Source organism: Streptomyces sp. NPDC051636, from assembly GCF_044453765.1.
GTDB lineage: Bacteria > Actinomycetota > Actinomycetes > Streptomycetales > Streptomycetaceae > Streptomyces.
On sequence record NZ_JBITDA010000044.1, the window covers coordinates 29,566 to 46,204 of the forward strand.

At 70.0% G+C, this 16,639-nt stretch carries 12 protein-coding genes; all 12 read right to left on the reverse strand.

Going from position 1 to position 16,639, the window contains the following annotated elements; genetic code table 11:
* Positions 1-5: 5 nt before the first annotated feature.
* The 12 genes from ACIBBH_RS39665 to ACIBBH_RS39720 all read right to left on the reverse strand — a co-directional run bounded on the left by ACIBBH_RS39665 (position 6) and on the right by ACIBBH_RS39720 (position 16,488).
* Positions 6-554, reverse strand: a complete 549-nt coding sequence (locus tag ACIBBH_RS39665) for a hypothetical protein (RefSeq protein WP_399413415.1) — start codon at positions 552-554, stop codon at positions 6-8.
* Positions 555-654: 100 nt separating this feature from the next.
* On the reverse strand, positions 655-3,285 hold the full coding sequence (locus ACIBBH_RS39670; protein WP_399413417.1) for an amino acid permease: 2,631 nt from the start codon (positions 3,283-3,285) through the stop codon (positions 655-657).
* Between the two features lie 170 nt (positions 3,286-3,455).
* On the reverse strand, positions 3,456-5,411 hold the full coding sequence (locus ACIBBH_RS39675) for a TIGR03960 family B12-binding radical SAM protein (protein WP_399413419.1): 1,956 nt from the start codon (positions 5,409-5,411) through the stop codon (positions 3,456-3,458).
* A gap of 120 nt (positions 5,412-5,531) precedes the next feature.
* On the reverse strand, positions 5,532-7,031 hold the full coding sequence (locus ACIBBH_RS39680; protein ID WP_399413421.1) for a CHAD domain-containing protein: 1,500 nt from the start codon (positions 7,029-7,031) through the stop codon (positions 5,532-5,534).
* 37 nt (positions 7,032-7,068) lie between these two features.
* Positions 7,069-8,265 carry a rod shape-determining protein RodA gene (gene rodA / locus ACIBBH_RS39685; RefSeq protein ID WP_399413423.1) on the reverse strand — a complete coding sequence of 399 codons (1,197 nt, stop codon included), beginning with the start codon at positions 8,263-8,265 and terminating at the stop codon, positions 7,069-7,071.
* Positions 8,262-10,511 (reverse strand): penicillin-binding protein 2, encoded by a 2,250-nt coding sequence (gene mrdA, locus ACIBBH_RS39690; RefSeq protein WP_399413425.1) that lies wholly within the window; start codon positions 10,509-10,511, stop codon positions 8,262-8,264. The genes rodA and mrdA overlap by 4 nt, the downstream gene beginning before the upstream one ends.
* A gap of 160 nt (positions 10,512-10,671) precedes the next feature.
* Complete coding sequence (gene mreD, locus ACIBBH_RS39695; protein WP_399413426.1) at positions 10,672-11,349, reverse strand: rod shape-determining protein MreD; 678 nt, start codon at positions 11,347-11,349, stop codon at positions 10,672-10,674.
* A gap of 14 nt (positions 11,350-11,363) precedes the next feature.
* Positions 11,364-12,302 (reverse strand): rod shape-determining protein MreC, encoded by a 939-nt coding sequence (gene mreC / locus ACIBBH_RS39700; protein ID WP_399413428.1) that lies wholly within the window; start codon positions 12,300-12,302, stop codon positions 11,364-11,366.
* Positions 12,303-12,413: 111 nt separating this feature from the next.
* Positions 12,414-13,433 carry a rod shape-determining protein gene (locus tag ACIBBH_RS39705; protein WP_132851700.1) on the reverse strand — a complete coding sequence of 340 codons (1,020 nt, stop codon included), beginning with the start codon at positions 13,431-13,433 and terminating at the stop codon, positions 12,414-12,416.
* Positions 13,434-14,124: 691 nt separating this feature from the next.
* On the reverse strand, positions 14,125-14,538 hold the full coding sequence (gene ndk / locus ACIBBH_RS39710; RefSeq protein ID WP_399413430.1) for a nucleoside-diphosphate kinase: 414 nt from the start codon (positions 14,536-14,538) through the stop codon (positions 14,125-14,127).
* Positions 14,539-14,602: 64 nt separating this feature from the next.
* Complete coding sequence (locus ACIBBH_RS39715) at positions 14,603-14,962, reverse strand: DUF4233 domain-containing protein (protein ID WP_399413432.1); 360 nt, start codon at positions 14,960-14,962, stop codon at positions 14,603-14,605.
* An 11-nt stretch (positions 14,963-14,973) separates the two neighbouring features.
* A complete protein-coding gene (locus ACIBBH_RS39720) occupies positions 14,974-16,488 on the reverse strand; it encodes a bifunctional folylpolyglutamate synthase/dihydrofolate synthase (RefSeq protein ID WP_399413434.1) in 1,515 nt (504 codons plus the stop codon).
* Positions 16,489-16,639 lie beyond the last annotated feature (151 nt).

Here is a 16,639-nt window from a genome sequence, read left to right on the forward strand (position 1 = left end):
GGCGGCTAACCGACGACCTGGACGGTCGTCCCCTTGGTGGCGAAGTCCCACATCGCCTTGCCGTCCGCCGCGCGCTCGCGTACGGCGCCGGTGCGCAGGCCGGGACTGGGCGACGGTGACGACCCGTCGACCGCATTGGAGAAAGCGGAAGAAGTCCCGAAGTAAACGGCGTTCTCTATCTCCACGCCGTCACTGCCGACGCCCGTCTCACGCCGGAACGTCACGGAATAGGCCCCCTTGGCCGGCGTCACCGTCCCGGGCCAGACCCCGAACGTACGCAGGGACTTCCCGTCGGCCCCGACCAGCCACACCCGCTTCTGCCCCACCGAATACACCACCCGGCGTCCCGAACCGGAGCCGGCGGGCACCTCGTACCGCGGCGGCTCGGGCGCGGAGGAGTGGGGAGCCTTCGCACTCGGCGTCGGGGACGCACCACCGGTCAGCGCGTTCGGAATGTCCCTCCGGGCCTGCACGGACAGCACGAGCACCACGGCAAGTGCCCCCACCAACAGCCCGGTTATCCAGGCACCCGCGGGCACCCTACGCCTCGACACTGGACCAGTCTCCCCAAACGCCCCATACGGACCTCCCCGACGTCGGCCCTTCGTGTCAGTAGATTATCCGTGCGAAAGCCCACCGGGCTCGGCGTACCGGTCACTCCCCGCTCGGCGGCAGGTCCTGCTCGGTCCAGATCGTCTTGCCGGTGGAGGTGTAGCGGGTGCCCCAGTGGTGGGTCAACTGCGCGATGATGAACAGGCCCCGGCCTCCCTCGTCGTCGCTCGCGGCGTGCCGCAGATTGGGCGCGGTGTGGCCGGTGTCGGAGACTTCGCAGATCAGGGTCCGGTCACGGATCAGGCGTACCTGGATCGGGCCGCCGACGTAGCGGATGGCGTTGGTGACCAGTTCGCTGACGATGAGCTCACTGGTGAACGCCAGGTCGTCCAGCCCCCAGTCGCCGAGCTGCTTGCTGACGGCGGTGCGGATGGTGGCCACCGCCGCCGGGTCCGGGGGCGGTTCCCACTGGGTGAACTGGTTCCGGTCGAGCAGGCGTGTGCGGGCCACGAGCAGCGTCGCGTCCTCGTCGACCGGCCCGGGCAGCAGGGTGGTCACCGCCCGGTCGCACAGCTCTTCCAGGGACGTTCCGCCGTCGGCGAGAACCTGGGACAGCTGCCCGAGCCCGGCGTCCCGGCCGTCGGCCGCCTGGAGGAGGCCTCCCGTGAAGAGGGCGACGAGGCTGCCCGGCGAGAGCTGAAGTTCCGTGCTCCGGTAGGGCAGGCCACCGATTCCCAGCGGCGGTCCGGGAGGCAGTTCCGGATAGTCGACGACGCACGTGTGCGGTTCGACGACCGCCAGCACCGACTCCCCGGCCCGCGCCAGGCTGCACCTCCCCGAGACGGGGTCGTACACCACGTACAGGCAGCTCACCCCCCGGGCCTCGTCGGCCTGCGGCCTCGGGTGGCCCGGACCGTGGCCGGCCTCGCGCTCGTGCGCGGTCTGCTCGACCAGGTCGTCCAGGCGGGCCAGGAGCTCGTCCGGGCTCAGGTCCAGCCGGGCCAGGACCCGCACACCCGTACGCAGGCGTCCCATGGTGGCCGCGGCGCGCAGGCCGTGACCGAGCACGTCCCCGACGACCAGGCCGACCCGGGTGCCCGACAGGGGGATTACGTCGTACCAGTCGCCGCCCACCCCGGACCCGCTGTCGGCGGGCAGGTAGCGGCTCGCCGAGTCGAGGGCGGTGTGCGGCGGCAGACGGCGCGGAAGCAGGCTCCGCTGGAGTTTCAGGGCCACCGCGTGGCCACGGGTGACTGCCGGCATCAGCACGACACCGAGCAGCAGGGCACCCAGGCCCAGAACGGTGACCCCGCCGGTCGGTCCGATCAGCGGCAGGTCGACGCTGGTCGCACCGTACCCCGGGGCCGCGTAGACGAAGGTGGCGTAGAGGAACAGGCAGAGCATGATCAGCCCGCCCAGCCCTGGCAATACGCCCTTGAAGACCAGGTCCTTGGTGCTGCGGGTGAGGATCTTGCGGTGGTACCACAGGCAGGCGAACCCGGTCAGCCCGTACTGGAACGTGATCGCGAGGCCGACCGAATCGATCGAGTCGGCCAGCACGTTCCCGCTGAAGGAGGCCAGCAGGACCAGGAAGGCGATCGAGACCGCCCCCATGCCGACGGTCGACCAGGTCGGGGTGAGGAACCTGCGGTGGACCCGGGCGAACCGGGAGGGGAGGGCCTTGTGGACCGCCATGGAGAAGACGGTCCGGGCCAGCGGCAGGATGGTGGTCTGGGTGGAGGCCAGCGCCGAGGTCAGCACCATGAGGATCAGCAGTCTCGACAGGAGAAGCCCTGTGTCGTGGCTCCCGAAGACGGCGTCGCCCAGTCCGGAGAGCACATCGTCGGAGTTGTCGGTGTTGCCCAGCCCGACGCCCGAGGAGCCGACTCCGGCGAAGGACTGCGCCGAGGTGGTCACGAACGCGTACATGATCAGGAGCAGCACGGTGGACATGACCGCGGCACGCCCGGGGATGCGTGTGCTGTCGACGGTTTCCTCGTTGATCGAGACGGCGGTGTCCCAGCCCCAGTAGATGAAGACCGCCGCCAGGAGGCCCGAAGTGAGGGCCTTCGCCGAGGACACCTCGAAGGGGTTGAACCAGGAGGCGGAGACATGGATCGCCGTCGGGGGAGGGTCGGTGTAGACCCTGACCAGCGCGGCCACGGCGAAAAGGACCAGCATCCCCGCTTCCAGGCACAGCAGCCAGCGCTGGACGGCGGCCGAGAGCTCGATGCCGACATAGCAGACCGTGGTCATCACGGTGATCCAGACGATGCCCGCCACGGTGGTCCACAGCCGGTCCTCCGCCAGTCCGTTCAGGCCCGCCAACCGAAAGCTGTAGGTGCCGGCGATCTCGGCGAGGCTCGCCATGGCGATGACGTTGGCGACGATGATGCCCCAGCCGCCCATCCAGCCGGTGCGTGGGCCGAAGGCCCGGGTCGTCCAGATGAAGGTGGTTCCGCAGTCGGCGTTGCTCGCGTTGAGCTCCCGGAAGGCGTACGCGATCAGCAGCATCGGGACGAACGCCACCATCGTGACGATCGGGGCCTGCGGGCCGACCGCCGCCACGATGAGGCCCAGCGTCGCGGCGATGCTGTAGGCCGGGGCGGTGGAGGCCAGCCCGATGACCACCGAGGAGAACATGCCCAGGGCGTCGTTCTGGAGCCCCTTCCGGCCGGCCCCCGTCCCGGGAGCGGGGCGGCCGGCGGACACGGCGCCGCGAAAGTGCCTCACACTTGATTCCAACGCCGGGCCACCCCCTCCGCAACAGAGCAGGGGCAGTCGGAAAGCCGCCGGTCACCCGATTCGCCGCGCACCACTGAGCCCCTTCCGGAACAGGAAGGGGCCCAAGAAGGTCACATGGCCAGCGCTTCCGTCACCCGGTGTGGAGTGCCTCGCTCACCTCAGTGCGTGTGACCGCTGGGCGCCGGCGCGGCGTTCTTGACCGTCAGGGGAAGCAACTTCTTGCCGGTCGGGCCGATTTGTATGGCCGTGTCCATCTGCGGGCACACCCCGCAGTCGAAGCAAGGCGTCCACCGGCAGTCCTCCACCTCGGTCTCGTCGAGGGCGTCCTGCCAGTCCTCCCAGAGCCAGTCCTTGTCCAGGCCGGAGTCGAGGTGGTCCCAGGGCAGGACCTCCTCGTAGGTGCGCTCGCGGGTGGTGTACCAGTCGACGTCGACGCCGAAGGGGGCAAGCGCCTTCTCCGCGCACCGCATCCAGCGGTCGTAGGAGAAGTGCTCGCGCCAGCCGTCGAAGCGGCCGCCGTCGTCGTACACGGCGCGGATGACGGCGCCGATGCGGCGGTCGCCCCGGGACAGCAGGCCCTCGACGATGCCGGGCTTGCCGTCGTGGTAGCGGAAGCCGATGGAGCGGCCGTACTTCTTGTCGCCGCGGATCTTGTCACGGAGTTTTTCGAGGCGGGCGTCCGTCTCCTCGGCCGACAGCTGCGGGGCCCACTGGAACGGGGTGTGGGGCTTGGGGACGAAGCCGCCGATCGAGACCGTGCAGCGGATGTCGTTGGAGCCGGAGACCTCGCGGCCCTTCTGGATGACGCGGGTCGCCATGTCGGCGATCTGCAGCACGTCCTCGTCCGTTTCCGTCGGCAGGCCGCACATGAAGTACAGCTTCACCTGGCGCCAGCCGTTGCCGTAGGCGGTGGCGACGGTCCTGATCAGGTCCTCTTCCGAGACCATCTTGTTGATGACCTTGCGGATGCGTTCCGAGCCGCCCTCCGGGGCGAAGGTCAGGCCGGAGCGGCGGCCGTTGCGCGTCAGCTCGTTCGCCAGGTCGATGTTGAAGGCGTCGACGCGGGTGGAGGGCAGCGAAAGGCCGATCTTGTCGTCCTCGTAGCGGTCGGCCAGGCCCTTGGCGATGTCGCCGATCTCCGAGTGGTCCGCCGAGGAGAGCGACAGCAGGCCCACCTCCTCGAAGCCCGTCGCCTTCAGGCCCTTGTCGACCATGTCGCCGATGCCCGTGATGGAGCGTTCGCGGACCGGGCGGGTGATCATGCCCGCCTGGCAGAAGCGGCAGCCGCGCGTGCAGCCCCGGAAGATCTCCACCGACATGCGCTCGTGGACCGTCTCGGCGAGCGGGACCAGGGGCTGCTTGGGGTACGGCCACTCGTCGAGGTCCATGACCGTGTGCTTCGACACGCGCCACGGGACGCCCGACTTGTTCGGGACCACGCGGGCGATACGGCCGTCGGGGAGGTACTCGACGTCGTAGAAGGCCGGGATGTACACCCCGCCGGTCTTCGCCAGGCGGAAGAGGACCTCCTCGCGGCCGCCGGGGCGGCCCTCCGCCTTCCACTCGCGGATGATCCGGGTCATGTCGAGCACGGCCTGCTCGCCGTCACCGATGACGGCCGCGTCGATGAAGTCGGCGATCGGCTCGGGGTTGAAGGCCGCGTGGCCGCCCGCGAGCACGATCGGGTCGTCGATCGTGCGGTCCTTGGACTCCAGGGGGATGCCCGCCAGGTCCAGGGCCGTGAGCATGTTCGTGTAGCCCAGCTCCGTGGAGAAGGACAGACCGAACACGTCGAAGGCCTTCACCGGGCGGTGGCTGTCCACCGTGAACTGCGGGACGCCGTGCTCCCGCATCAGCGCCTCCAGGTCCGGCCACACGCTGTAGGTGCGCTCGGCGAGGACGCCCTCCTGCTCGTTGAGGACCTCGTAGAGGATCATGACGCCCTGGTTGGGCAGGCCGACCTCGTACGCGTCCGGGTACATGAGCGCCCAGCGGACGTCACAGCTGTCCCACGGCTTGACGGTGGAGTTGAGCTCGCCGCCTACGTACTGGATCGGCTTCTGCACATGCGGGAGCAGGGCCTCGAGCTGTGGGAAGACCGACTCGACAGACATCGCGGGGGTTACCTTCGTGAGCTGACAGGGGTGACCATCTAGCGTAACCCGGCCGGGGGCCTCCCCCGTACGCCCGAAGAGATGCCCCATGAGACGCCCGAGGAGGCGCCCGGGAGACGTTCAGACGGACGCCCGGGACCGGGTCTTCTTCCAGGTCTCCGGCAGCTCCGCCTCCACCGCCGCCGCCCGCTGCTCCTCCCGCCCGTACAGCACCCCGTACGTGAACGTGTCCTCCCCCGCCGCGTGCGCCACCGCGGACAGCTCGCGCAGGGTCTGGCGGGCCATGACGCTGTCCTGGTGTTCGCCGAGGAGCTTCGTCAGGGACTTCATGGACTTGGCCAGAGTCGCGGCCGGGGAGCCGAGGGCGGGTGTGGCGGCCTCCGCCGTGTAGCGGGTGCTTTTGGCCTTCTTGCGGGCCTCGTGCAGGGCGGTGTCGCGGTCGTGGCCGGGCGGCGTGTCGATCGCCTGTTCCACGAGCCGGGAGACCCGGCGCAGCTCCTTGCGTACGGCCTTGGAGATCACCTTGGACGGCTTCTTCCCGGCCCGCTTCCGCAGGGGCGGGTCGGCGAGCAGGGCGTCCAGGGTGTCGAGCAGCGCCAGGTACCGCTCGGAGTCCAGGACGCCGATGACATGGGACCGCGATCCGCCGCGCCCGCCCTCCGCCCAGGCGTGCACCCGGTCGCCCACGGGGCCGCGGACCAGCGTGTCCGGCAGCTCGTCCAGGGCCGCCGTCAGGCGCTCGGCCAGCACCTCCCGGTCGCGGTCGGCGCCCAGTTCGCCCGCGAGCCACTTCAGATCGTCTCCGATCGGGTCGGTGACGGCCCGGTCGAACAGCTTGCGGTGGGCGCGCAGGGCGCTGCGGGCCCGGCGGGTGGCCACCCGCATGCGGTGCACGGAGTCCTCGACGTCCCTGCGTACGGCCGGGTCGGCTTCGACGATGGCGTCGCGCTGCGCGCGGAGGTAGGCGAGGACGTGGTCGCCGGCGGTGACGGGCTCGGCGGGCCGCTGCCGTCCCTTCTTCTGCGGCGCGGTTTCCGCCAGTGCCCTGGCCACCTTCGAGGGTGACGTGGACGGTCGTACGCCCGCCTTGCGCAGCCGCTTCTCCACCTTGTCGAGGAAGGCGGGGTCCCCGTCGTCGGCGAGCTCCACCTCGATCTCGGTCCACTGGGCCAGGCCGCCGCTGCCGGTGAGGCGCTCCGCCGTCACGGCGTCCACGCTGGCCTCGGCGAGCAGCCGCCCGTCGGCGTCGACGAGGTGGCGTACGTCGCGGACGGAGCGCAGCCGGACCACAGGGAGCAGTTCCGCGTCGCGGACACGGGAGCGGACCAGGGCCATGAGGTCGTCCGGGACCGTGTCCGACAGCGGCGCCCGGATCTCGTCGCGCACACCCGGACCGACCGGGAACTTCAGGTGCCAGCCGGCGTCGGAGCCGCCGGTGCGGCGGCGCAGGGTGAGGCGGGAGGCGGCCAGGCGTTCGTCGAGGGTGTCGTAGTAGGTGGCGTCCAGCTCCACGACGCCCTTGTCGAGCACGCCCGCCACCCCGGCGACGCCGGTCAGGTCGGGCAGACCGCTCTCGTCGGACTCGTACTTGCGCTCGATCTCCCGCTTCGTATCCGCCATGAACCGAATCTAGCCGCGATTCACCTGGGTAATCCCCCTATGCGGACATCGGCCGTTGCACCCTGATGGACTGCAACAGGCCCACCGCCACCCACACCGCGAACATCGACGAGCCGCCGTACGACACGAACGGCAGCGGCAGGCCGGTGACCGGCATGATGCCCAGGGTCATGCCGATGTTCTCGAAGGACTGGAAGGCGAACCAGGCCACTGTCCCGGCGGCGACGATCGTGCCGTACAGCTCGGTGGAGTCGCGGGCGATGCGGCAGGCACGCCAGAGGACCACGCCCAGCAGGAGGATGATCAGGCCCGCGCCGAGGAAGCCCAGCTCCTCTCCCGCGACCGTGAAGACGAAGTCGGTCTGCTGCTCGGGCACGAACTGGCCGGTGGTCTGCGAGCCGTGGAAGAGGCCCGCGCCGGTCAGGCCGCCGGAGCCGATGGCGATGCGCGCCTGGTTGGTGTTGTAGCCGACGCCGGCCGGGTCGAGGTCGGGATTGGCGAACGCCGCGAAGCGGTTGATCTGGTACTCGTCCAGGATGTGCAGCTGCCAGATGGCGATGCAGCCGATGACCCCGGCGGTGAGCAGGCCGAAGACCCAGCGGTTGGAGGCGCCCGAGGCGAGCAGCACGCCCAGGATGATCGCCACCATGGCCAGGACCGAGCCGAGGTCGGGCATGAGCAGCAGGATCAGGATCGGTACGGCGGCCAGACACAGGGACTGGAACACGGTCCGGTGGTCCGGGTACGGCTTGTCGCCCGCGTCCACCCGCGCGGCCAGCAGCATCGCCATGCCCAGGATGATCGTCACCTTGAGGAACTCGGCGGGCTGGAGCGAGAAGCCGCCGATGACGAGCCAGTTGCGCTGGCCGTTGATCGTCGCGCCGAGCGGGGTGAGGACCACCAGGGAGAGGAGCACCGACACGCCGTAGAGGATCGGCACGGCGTTGCGCAGGGCCCGGTGGCCGAGCCAGACCGTGCCGATCATCAGGGCGATCCCGATGCCGAGGTTCATCAGGTGCCGGACCAGGAAGAAGTAGGGGTCGCCCTGGTTGATCTCGGTACGGTTGCGGGTCGCGGAGTAGACCAGCAGCGAGCCGAGCATGGACAGCGCGAGGGCCGCCAGCAGTATCGGCCAGTCCAGCCGGCGGGCCATCGAGTCGCGGGCGAGGATCCGGGTCCAACCGGGCCGCTCGGGGCCGTACCCGGAGACGGAGAAGCTGTTGGCGCCGGTCATGTGAGCATCCTCCGGCTTCCCCGCCCGCGTCGCCGCCTGCGGGTGTCGCGGTTGCCGGTGTCGGGCGAGGCGGTGGTCGCCGCGGGCTGCGACTCGTCCGGGGACGCCGAGTCCGTCGGGGTGGCCTGGACGTCCTTGGCGGGGTCGTCGGAGACCTTCGGCGACTTGATCGTGCCGTCCGTACGGACCTTCGGCAGGCCCTTCTGCGGGGTGGGCAGCAGCGCCTTCTTCTTGTCGATCGAGCCGTCCGCCTGGACGCCGTACATCGCGCTGTAGATGTTGCGCACGGCCTCACCGGAGGCGCCGGAACCCGTACCGGCCTGGGCGATCGTCATGACGACCGTGTAGTCCTTGCTGTAGGTGGCCAGCCACGACGTGGTCTGCTTGCCGTAGACCTCGGCGGTACCGGTCTTTGCGTGCAGCTCGATCTTGTCCTGGGGCCAGCCGCCGAACTTCCAGGCGGCGGTACCGCGGGTGATGACGCCGGCGAGGGCCGAGTCCATGCCCTTGAGCGTGGCCCGGCTGACCGGCAGCTTGCCGCGGGTCCGGGGCTTGATCTCCTGGACCGTCCGGCCGTCGGCGCTGATGATCGCCTTGCCGATGGTCGGCGTGTGGACGGTGCCGCCGTTGGCGAGGGCGCCGTAGATCATGGCCTCCTGGATCGGCGTGACGAGGGTGTCGCCCTGGCCGATGGAGTAGTTGATCTCGTCACCCTCGCGCATCTTGTTGCCCTCGAGGCAGTTCTCGTAGGCGATCTTCTCGACGTACGTGCCGTCCTTCTTGCCGGTCTTGCACCAGGCGTCCTTGTTGGCCTTCCAGTAGGCCAGCTTCCACTGGCGGTCCGGGACGCGGCCGGTGACCTCGTTGGGCAGGTCGACGCCGGTCTCCTTGCCGAGGCCGAACTGGTGGGCGGTCTTGAAGAAGTAGTCCTTGGGCTGGCCCTTCTTGGGGTTGATGCCGCCGTCCCTCTTCCACTCCCTGTCGGCGAGGCCGTAGAAGACGGTGTCGCAGGAGACCTCCAGCGCCCGGCCGAGCGAGATCGGGCCGAAGCTCTCCCCCTCGAAGTTCTTGAACACCTGACCGCCGACGGAGTACGAGCTGGTGCACGGATACCCGCCGTCCCACTCGTAGCCGGCCTGGACGGCGGCGGCCGTGGAGACCACCTTGAAGGTCGAACCGGGCGCGGCCTGACCCTGTATGGCCCTGTTGAGCAGCGGGTAGTCGCTGTTCTTCCCGGTGAGCTTCTTGTAGTCCTTGGCGGAGATGCCGCCGACCCAGACGTTCGGGTCGTAGGCCGGGGCCGAGGCCATGGCGACGATCCGGCCGGTCTTGGCCTCCATCACCACGACCGCGCCGGAGTCGGCCTTGTAGTTCTCACCGGTGATCTTGTCGTACTGCTGGCGGGCGATCTTCATGGCCTTGTCCAGCTCGTACTCCGCGACCCGCTGGACCCGGGAGTCGATGCTGGTGACGAGGTTGGCGCCGGGCTCGGCGGAGTCCGCCTCGGCCTTGCCGATGACGCGGCCGAGGTTGTCGACCTCGTAGCGGGTGACGCCGGCCTTGCCGCGCAGTTCCTTGTCGTACTGGCGCTCCAGGCCGTTGCGGCCGACCATGTCGGAGCGCAGGTAGGGCGAGTCGGTGTCCTTGGCCTGCTGGATCTCGCTGTCGGTGACCGGCGAGAGGTAGCCCAGGACCTGGGAGGTGTTGGCCTTGCCGGGGGCCGGGTAGCGGCGCACGGCCTCCGGTTCGGCGGTGATGCCGGGGAAGTCCTCGGCGCGCTCGCGGATCTGCAGGGCCTGCTTGGGGGTGGCCTCGTCGGTGATCGGGATCGGCTGGTACGGGGAGCCGTTCCAGCACGGCTGCGGGGTCTTGGCGTCGCACAGCCGGACCTTCTGCATGACCTCCTCGGGGTCCATGCCGAGGACCCCGGCCAGCTTGGTGAGGACGGCCTTGCCGCCGTCCTTCTGCTTCAGCAGGTCGGTACGGGAGGCGGAGACCACCAGCCGGGTCTCGTTGTCGGCGAGGGCCACGCCCCGCGCGTCCAGGATCGAGCCGCGTACGGCGGGCTGGACGACCTGCTGGACGTGGTTGCCGGAGGCTTCCTTCTGGTATTCGGCGCCCTCACGGATCTGCAGGTACCACAGGCGCCCGCCGAGGGTGCCGAGCAGGGAGAGGACGAGGATCTGGATCACGACGAGCCGGGTCTGGACCCGTGGGGTCCGTCCGGTCTCCGGAATATTTGTCATGGGCGAAGCCCATTCCTTGGAAGGGTGGTGGTGGGAGACGGGTGGGCACTGGTCACTGCGGCTGCCTCCCCCTCTCAGTGTGTGTATGTGTCATATACGACGGAGCTGTGCGCGCCTCCGCGCGGCCCGGACGCGCTCACGGTCGTCAACTCACCGGCGTTCACGGCCGCTTGACTCCCTTGATGCGGCCCACGCGCGTGGTGCGGGTGCGGGCCTTGGCCTTCAGGCCGCCCAGGCCGCCGCGCTGGCTGCCGATGCGCAGGCCGGTACCGGAGGAGAGCCAGCCCGAGGAGATGTCGGTGGCCTTGGTCGCGGAGGTGGTCTCCGCGAGCGGGTCGTTCTCGGCACGGCGGGCCAGGGCGATGATCCCGGGCACGACGAACGGCGCGAGCAGCAGGTCGTACACGGCGGCCGTGGTCAGCAGGCTGACGAGGCCGACATGGCGGGCGGCGGTGTCACCGACGAGGGCGCCCACCCCGGCGTACAGCAGCGTCGAGCCGATCGCGGCGGCGACCACGACGACCATCGGGCCGGTGGCCGACTTCAGGCGGCCGTTCTCCGGCTTGATGAGCCCGGCGAAGTAGCCGACGACGCACAGCACCAGCGCGTACCGGCCGGCGGCGTGGTCGGCGGGCGGGGCGAGGTCGGCGAGGAGTCCCGCACCGAAGCCGACGAGGGCGCCGCCGACATGGCCGTAGACGATCGCCAGGCCCAGCACGGTGAGCAGCAGCAGGTCGGGTACGGCGCCCGGGAGATGGAGGCGGGCGAGGACACTGACCTGGATGACCAGGGCGACGACGACCAGCGCGGTGGAGAGCAGGATCCGGTTGAGACGCATGGGACTTCGAGCTCCTACTGCTGCTGGTCGTTGGCGGTCGCGTCGGCGGACGGGGTGACCGTCACGGTCACCGTCGGCGTCGGGGTCGGCTGGGGCTTGGCCGGGAGCACCTCGTCGCGCGGGTCCTTCTTCGGCGCCTCGACGACGACACCGACGATGTCGAGCTTGGTGAAGCCGACGAACGGCGTGACGTACAGGGTGCGGGTCAGGCCGCCGCCGGAGGGGTCGACCCGGGAGACGACGCCTACGGGCACGCCGGGCACGAACGGCTTGTCGGCCTGGGAGCCGAAGGTGACGAGCCGGTCGCCCTTCTTCACCTCCGCCTTGCCGTTGAGGAGTTCGACGCGCAGCGGGCGGTCGCCCTGCCCGGAGGCGAAGCCGAGTTCGTCGCTGCCCTCCATCCGGGTGCCGACGGTGAAGTCGGGGTCGTTGGCCAGCAGCACGGTGGAGGTGTTCGGGCCGACGGTGGTGACGCGCCCGACCAGGCCGTCCCCGTTGAGCACGGTCATGTCCCGCTTGATGCCGTCGTTCGCGCCGACGTCGATGGTGATGGTCCAGGAGAAGCCCTGGGCCGAGCCTATGGCGATCACCTCGGCGCCCTTGATGCCGTACTGGCCCTCGCCCGCGATCTTCAGCATCCTGTCGAGCTGCTTCAGGCGGCTGCGGTTGCGTTCGTCGCTGCCGAGCTTCGCCTTGAGAGCCGCGTTCTCCTTCTCCAGCCGGGCGAGCCGGTCGTGCCGCGCACCGGAGTCACGGACCGCGGACACGGCGTTGCCGACCGGGTCGACCGCCGACGACACCCCGTTCTCGATCGGGCCGAAGACCGCGGCCGCGGCCTGCCGGGCACCGTCGACCGGGGAGTTCTGGCCGCCGCGGATGTCCACCGTGATCAGCGCGAAGGCGATGGCGATCAGCAGCACCAGGAGCAGCCGGCTCTCTTTCGTGTCCCTCACGTGCGGCGGCCGTGCCCTTCCTCATAGGAATTTCTGGGAGCTTGTGCCTCTATATCAACGATCCGCCGTACGAGAGGAGATCATCTCGTACGGCGGAATCGAAGAGTTACGTCATCTGCGCGGCTGGGCGTCCAGGACCTGCTGGAGCGCCTCGAACTCCTCGACGCACTTGCCGGAGCCGAGCGCCACGCTGTCCAGCGGGTCCTCGGCGATGTGGATCGGCATGCCGGTCTCCCGGCGCAGCCGCTCGTCGAGCCCGCGCAGCAGGGCGCCGCCGCCGGTCAGGACGATGCCCCGGTCCATGATGTCGCCGGACAGCTCCGGCGGGCACTTGTCGAGGGTCGTCTTCACGGCGTCGACGATCGCGTTGACGGGCTCCTCGATCGCCTTGCGCACTTCGGCGGCGGAGATGACGACGGTCTTCGGCAGCCCGGAGACGAGGTCCCGGCCGCGGATTTCGGTGTGCTCGTCAGTGTCGAGTTCGTACGCGGAGCCGATCGTGATCTTGATCTGCTCGGCGGTCCGCTCACCGAGGAGGAGGCTGTACTCCTTCTTGATGTGCTGGATGATCGCGTTGTCCAGTTCGTCGCCCGCGACGCGGATGGACTGGGCGGTGACGATGCCGCCGAGCGAGATGACCGCGACCTCCGTGGTACCGCCGCCGATGTCCACCACCATGTTGCCGGTGGCCTCGTGGACCGGCAGGCCGGAGCCGATGGCTGCCGCCATGGGCTCCTCGATGATGTGCACCTGGCGGGCACCGGCCTGGGACGACGCCTCAATCACGGCGCGGCGCTCGACGCCGGTGATGCCGGAGGGCACACAGACCACGACGCGCGGCCTCGCGAGATACCTCCGCTTGTGGATCTTCAGGATGAAGTAGCGGAGCATCCGCTCGGTGATCTCGAAGTCGGCGATGACGCCGTCCTTCAGCGGGCGTACGGCAACGATGTTGCCCGGGGTCCGCCCGATCATCTTCTTCGCTTCGGCCCCGACCGCGAGGATGCCACCGGTGTTCGTGTTGATCGCGACGACGGACGGCTCGTTGAGTACGATCCCGCGACCCCTGACGTACACCAGCGTGTTGGCGGTCCCGAGGTCGACAGCCATGTCACGGCCGATGAACGACATTGAGTTCCCCATCAGGATTCGTCTGGCCTTCCCACGAGCTTTTGAGGGCTTTTCAGGTCGGCGAGGTGGGTGCTGTGACGTGAAGGCTTCCATCGTAAACGCGCCTGCACGAACACTGCGCGAGGGTCTTCGCCATTGTCAGCAGATGGCCGAGCGCCTCGCTTGTGGAGACGGCCCAACGGGGGCACGCGTTCCCCCGATCGGCACGCATATGCCAAGCGGCGGCCGAAAAGGTACGGGTGGAGCAGGTCAAGGGGCGGGCCGAGGTGACGGCCCCTCAGAAAAAACCCTGGGGAATTCGCTTCGCGAGAGGCTGGTGCGGCCTCCTTCGGGGCCCCGGGGTGGGCATGGGCGGGGCCGTCCGGGTGCGCGGATTTGACTTCTCGCAGAGCGCGATGTGCGGGCCGGACCGCTCGGAGGCGGGCGGCGCGTGGGTCGGACGGTGCGACGGCGGGGCGGGGCGCCGGTGGCTCGGGGGTGGAGCCGGTTCGGGGCGGGGCGAATCGGCCGCCCGAGGACGGCACCGCAGGCCCGAACACGGGGCGGGCCGAGCGCGCGCGTCACCCGAACGGCGGCGCGGGCGCCGGTGGCCGGGCCGGTCTGCCGGGGCTCGTGGGCCGGCGGCGGTGGACACGCGCGGTCACGGTGCCCGGTTCCGGCCCGGCGCAGCCCCGGCGGCACAGCGGAGCCGTCAGGCGCGGCCCGGGAAGAAGATCTTCACCTCGCGGTCGGCCGACTCCTCGGAGTCGGAGGCGTGGATCAGGTTCTCGCGGACGATGACGCCGTAGTCGCCGCGGATGGAGCCGGGGGGCGCGGCGATCGGGTCGGTGGGGCCGGCCAGGGCGCGCAGGCCCTCGATGACGCGCTCGCCCTCGACGATCATGGCCACGACCGGACCGGAGGCCATGAACTCCACGAGCGGCTCGTAGAAGGGCTTGCCCTTGTGCTCGCCGTAGTGCTGCTCCAGCGTCTCCTGGTCCAGCGTGCGCAGCTCCAGCGCGGTGATCTGCCAGCCGGCCTTGCGCTCGATACGGCTGATGATCTCGCCGGTCAGGCCGCGACGGACGGCGTCGGGCTTGAGCAGGACGAGGGTGCGCTGGGTCACGGGAGGACTCCTTCTGACGGACGTGTGCGGTGGGACGAGGTTACAGGGCGTGTCCGTACGCCTGTTACGCAGCGTCAGCTGTGGTGGAGGACTCCCCCTGCGCGGCGAATCTCGCCCTGGCCTCGTCCACCTTCCGCCCGAAATGCACCGACGCCCACCACAGCGCCGCGAACACCGCCCCCAGGAAGAACATCATCGGCACGAAGAACCCGGAGGCGACCAGCGCCATCTGCAGGGCCCAGCCGAGGGCCACGCCCCCGGGCCGGGTCACCATGCCGCACAGCGCCACGCTCAGGAACATCGCGATGCCGCAGACCGTCCACACCGTCGACGTCGACAGGTCGTCGTCCTTCATCGCCACCAGCCCGGCGAAGCCGATGACGAAGAACTCGCCGATCAGGGTGGAAGAACAGAGTGTTCGCATGGGAGTCCCCTTCAGCCCTTCCCCAGCAGCAGTCGGGCCTCGCCGACCGTGATGACGGAACCGGTGACGAGGACGCCGCCGCCGGCGAACTCGCCCTCCTCCTCGGCCAGCGTGATGGCCGCCTCCAGCGCGTCCGGCAGCCGCGGCTCGACCTGCACCCGCTCCTCGCCGAACACCTCGACGGCGATCGCGGCCAGCTCGTCGGCGTCCATGGCGCGGTGGCTGGAGTTCTGAGTGACGACGACCTCGGCGAAGAGCGGCTCGAAGGCCTCCAGCAGCCCGCGCACGTTCTTGTCGCCGCTCGCGCCCACGACCCCGATCAGCCGGCTGAAGTCGAACGCCTCCCGCACGGCCTCCGCGGTCGCCTGCGCGCCCGCCGGATTGTGCGCCGCGTCCAGGACGACGGTGGGTGACCGCCGTACTACCTCCAGCCGACCCGGCGAGGAGACGGCCGCGAAGGCCTTGCGGACGGTGTCGACGTCCAGCGGCTCCGCCCGCCGCGCGCCGACCCCGAAGAACGCCTCGACGGCGGCGAGCGCGACGGCCGCGTTGTGCGCCTGATGCGCCCCGTGCAGCGGGAGGTAGACCTCCGGGTACTCACCGCCCAGCCCGCGCAGCGTCACCAACTGCCCGCCGACCGCCACCTGCCGCGCCACGACGCCGAACTCCAGCCCCTCACGGGCCACGGTCGCGTCGACCCCCACCGCCTTCTTCAGCAGCACCTGCGCCGCGTCCACCGGCTGCTGCGCCAGGATGACGGTCGCGCCCTGCTTGACGATGCCCGCCTTCTCCGTGGCGATCTCGGCGTGCGTCTCACCGAGCCGGTCGGTGTGGTCGAGGCCGATCGGCGTGACGACGGCGACATCCCCGTCGATGACGTTGGTGGCGTCCCAGGAACCGCCCATCCCCACTTCCACGACGGCCACGTCCACGGGCGCGTCCGCGAACGCCGCGTACGCCATGCCGGTGAGCACCTCGAAGAAGGAGAGCCGGAACTCCTGCTGCGCGTCGACCATCTCCACGTACGGCTTGATGTCCTGGTAGGTCTCGACGAACCGCTCGGCGGAGATGGGCGCCCCGTCCAGGCTGATCCGCTCGGTGATCGACTGCACGTGCGGCGAGGTGTACCGCCCCGTGCGCAGCTCGAAGGCGCCCAGCAGCGCCTCGATCATGCGGGCCGTGGAGGTCTTGCCGTTCGTCCCCGTGATGTGGATCGAGGGGTACGAGCGCTGCGGCTCGCCCAGGACGTCCATCAGCGCGGAGATCCGGCCGACGGAGGGCTCCAGCTTGGTCTCGCCCCAGCGCGTCGCCAGCTCCGCCTCGACCTCGCGCAGCGCCTTGTCGACCTCGGGGTCCTCGGGCCGCGCGGGTACGTCCGCCTGCGGCGGCCCCCCCTGCGTGCGCAGGGTGCGGCTGCCGGCCTCGATCACCGCGAGATCGGGGTCGCGGTCGGTCTCCGCCGCGATGATCTCTTCGAAGGAGTCGAGGGGGTCGGGCTGCTCACTGTTGCCGGGGAGGTCACTCACGGGGCCAGTCTACGGAGCGTCGCTGACAGACGTGGGCCAAGGCCCCCGGAGCTGAAGGCGGATTCTAGGGATCGTCGCAACACATGATCGGTTGTGTCAGACGGCGAGCAGTTTATGCAGTCGCTCGGCTGGGGTTTCCCAGCCGAGCGTT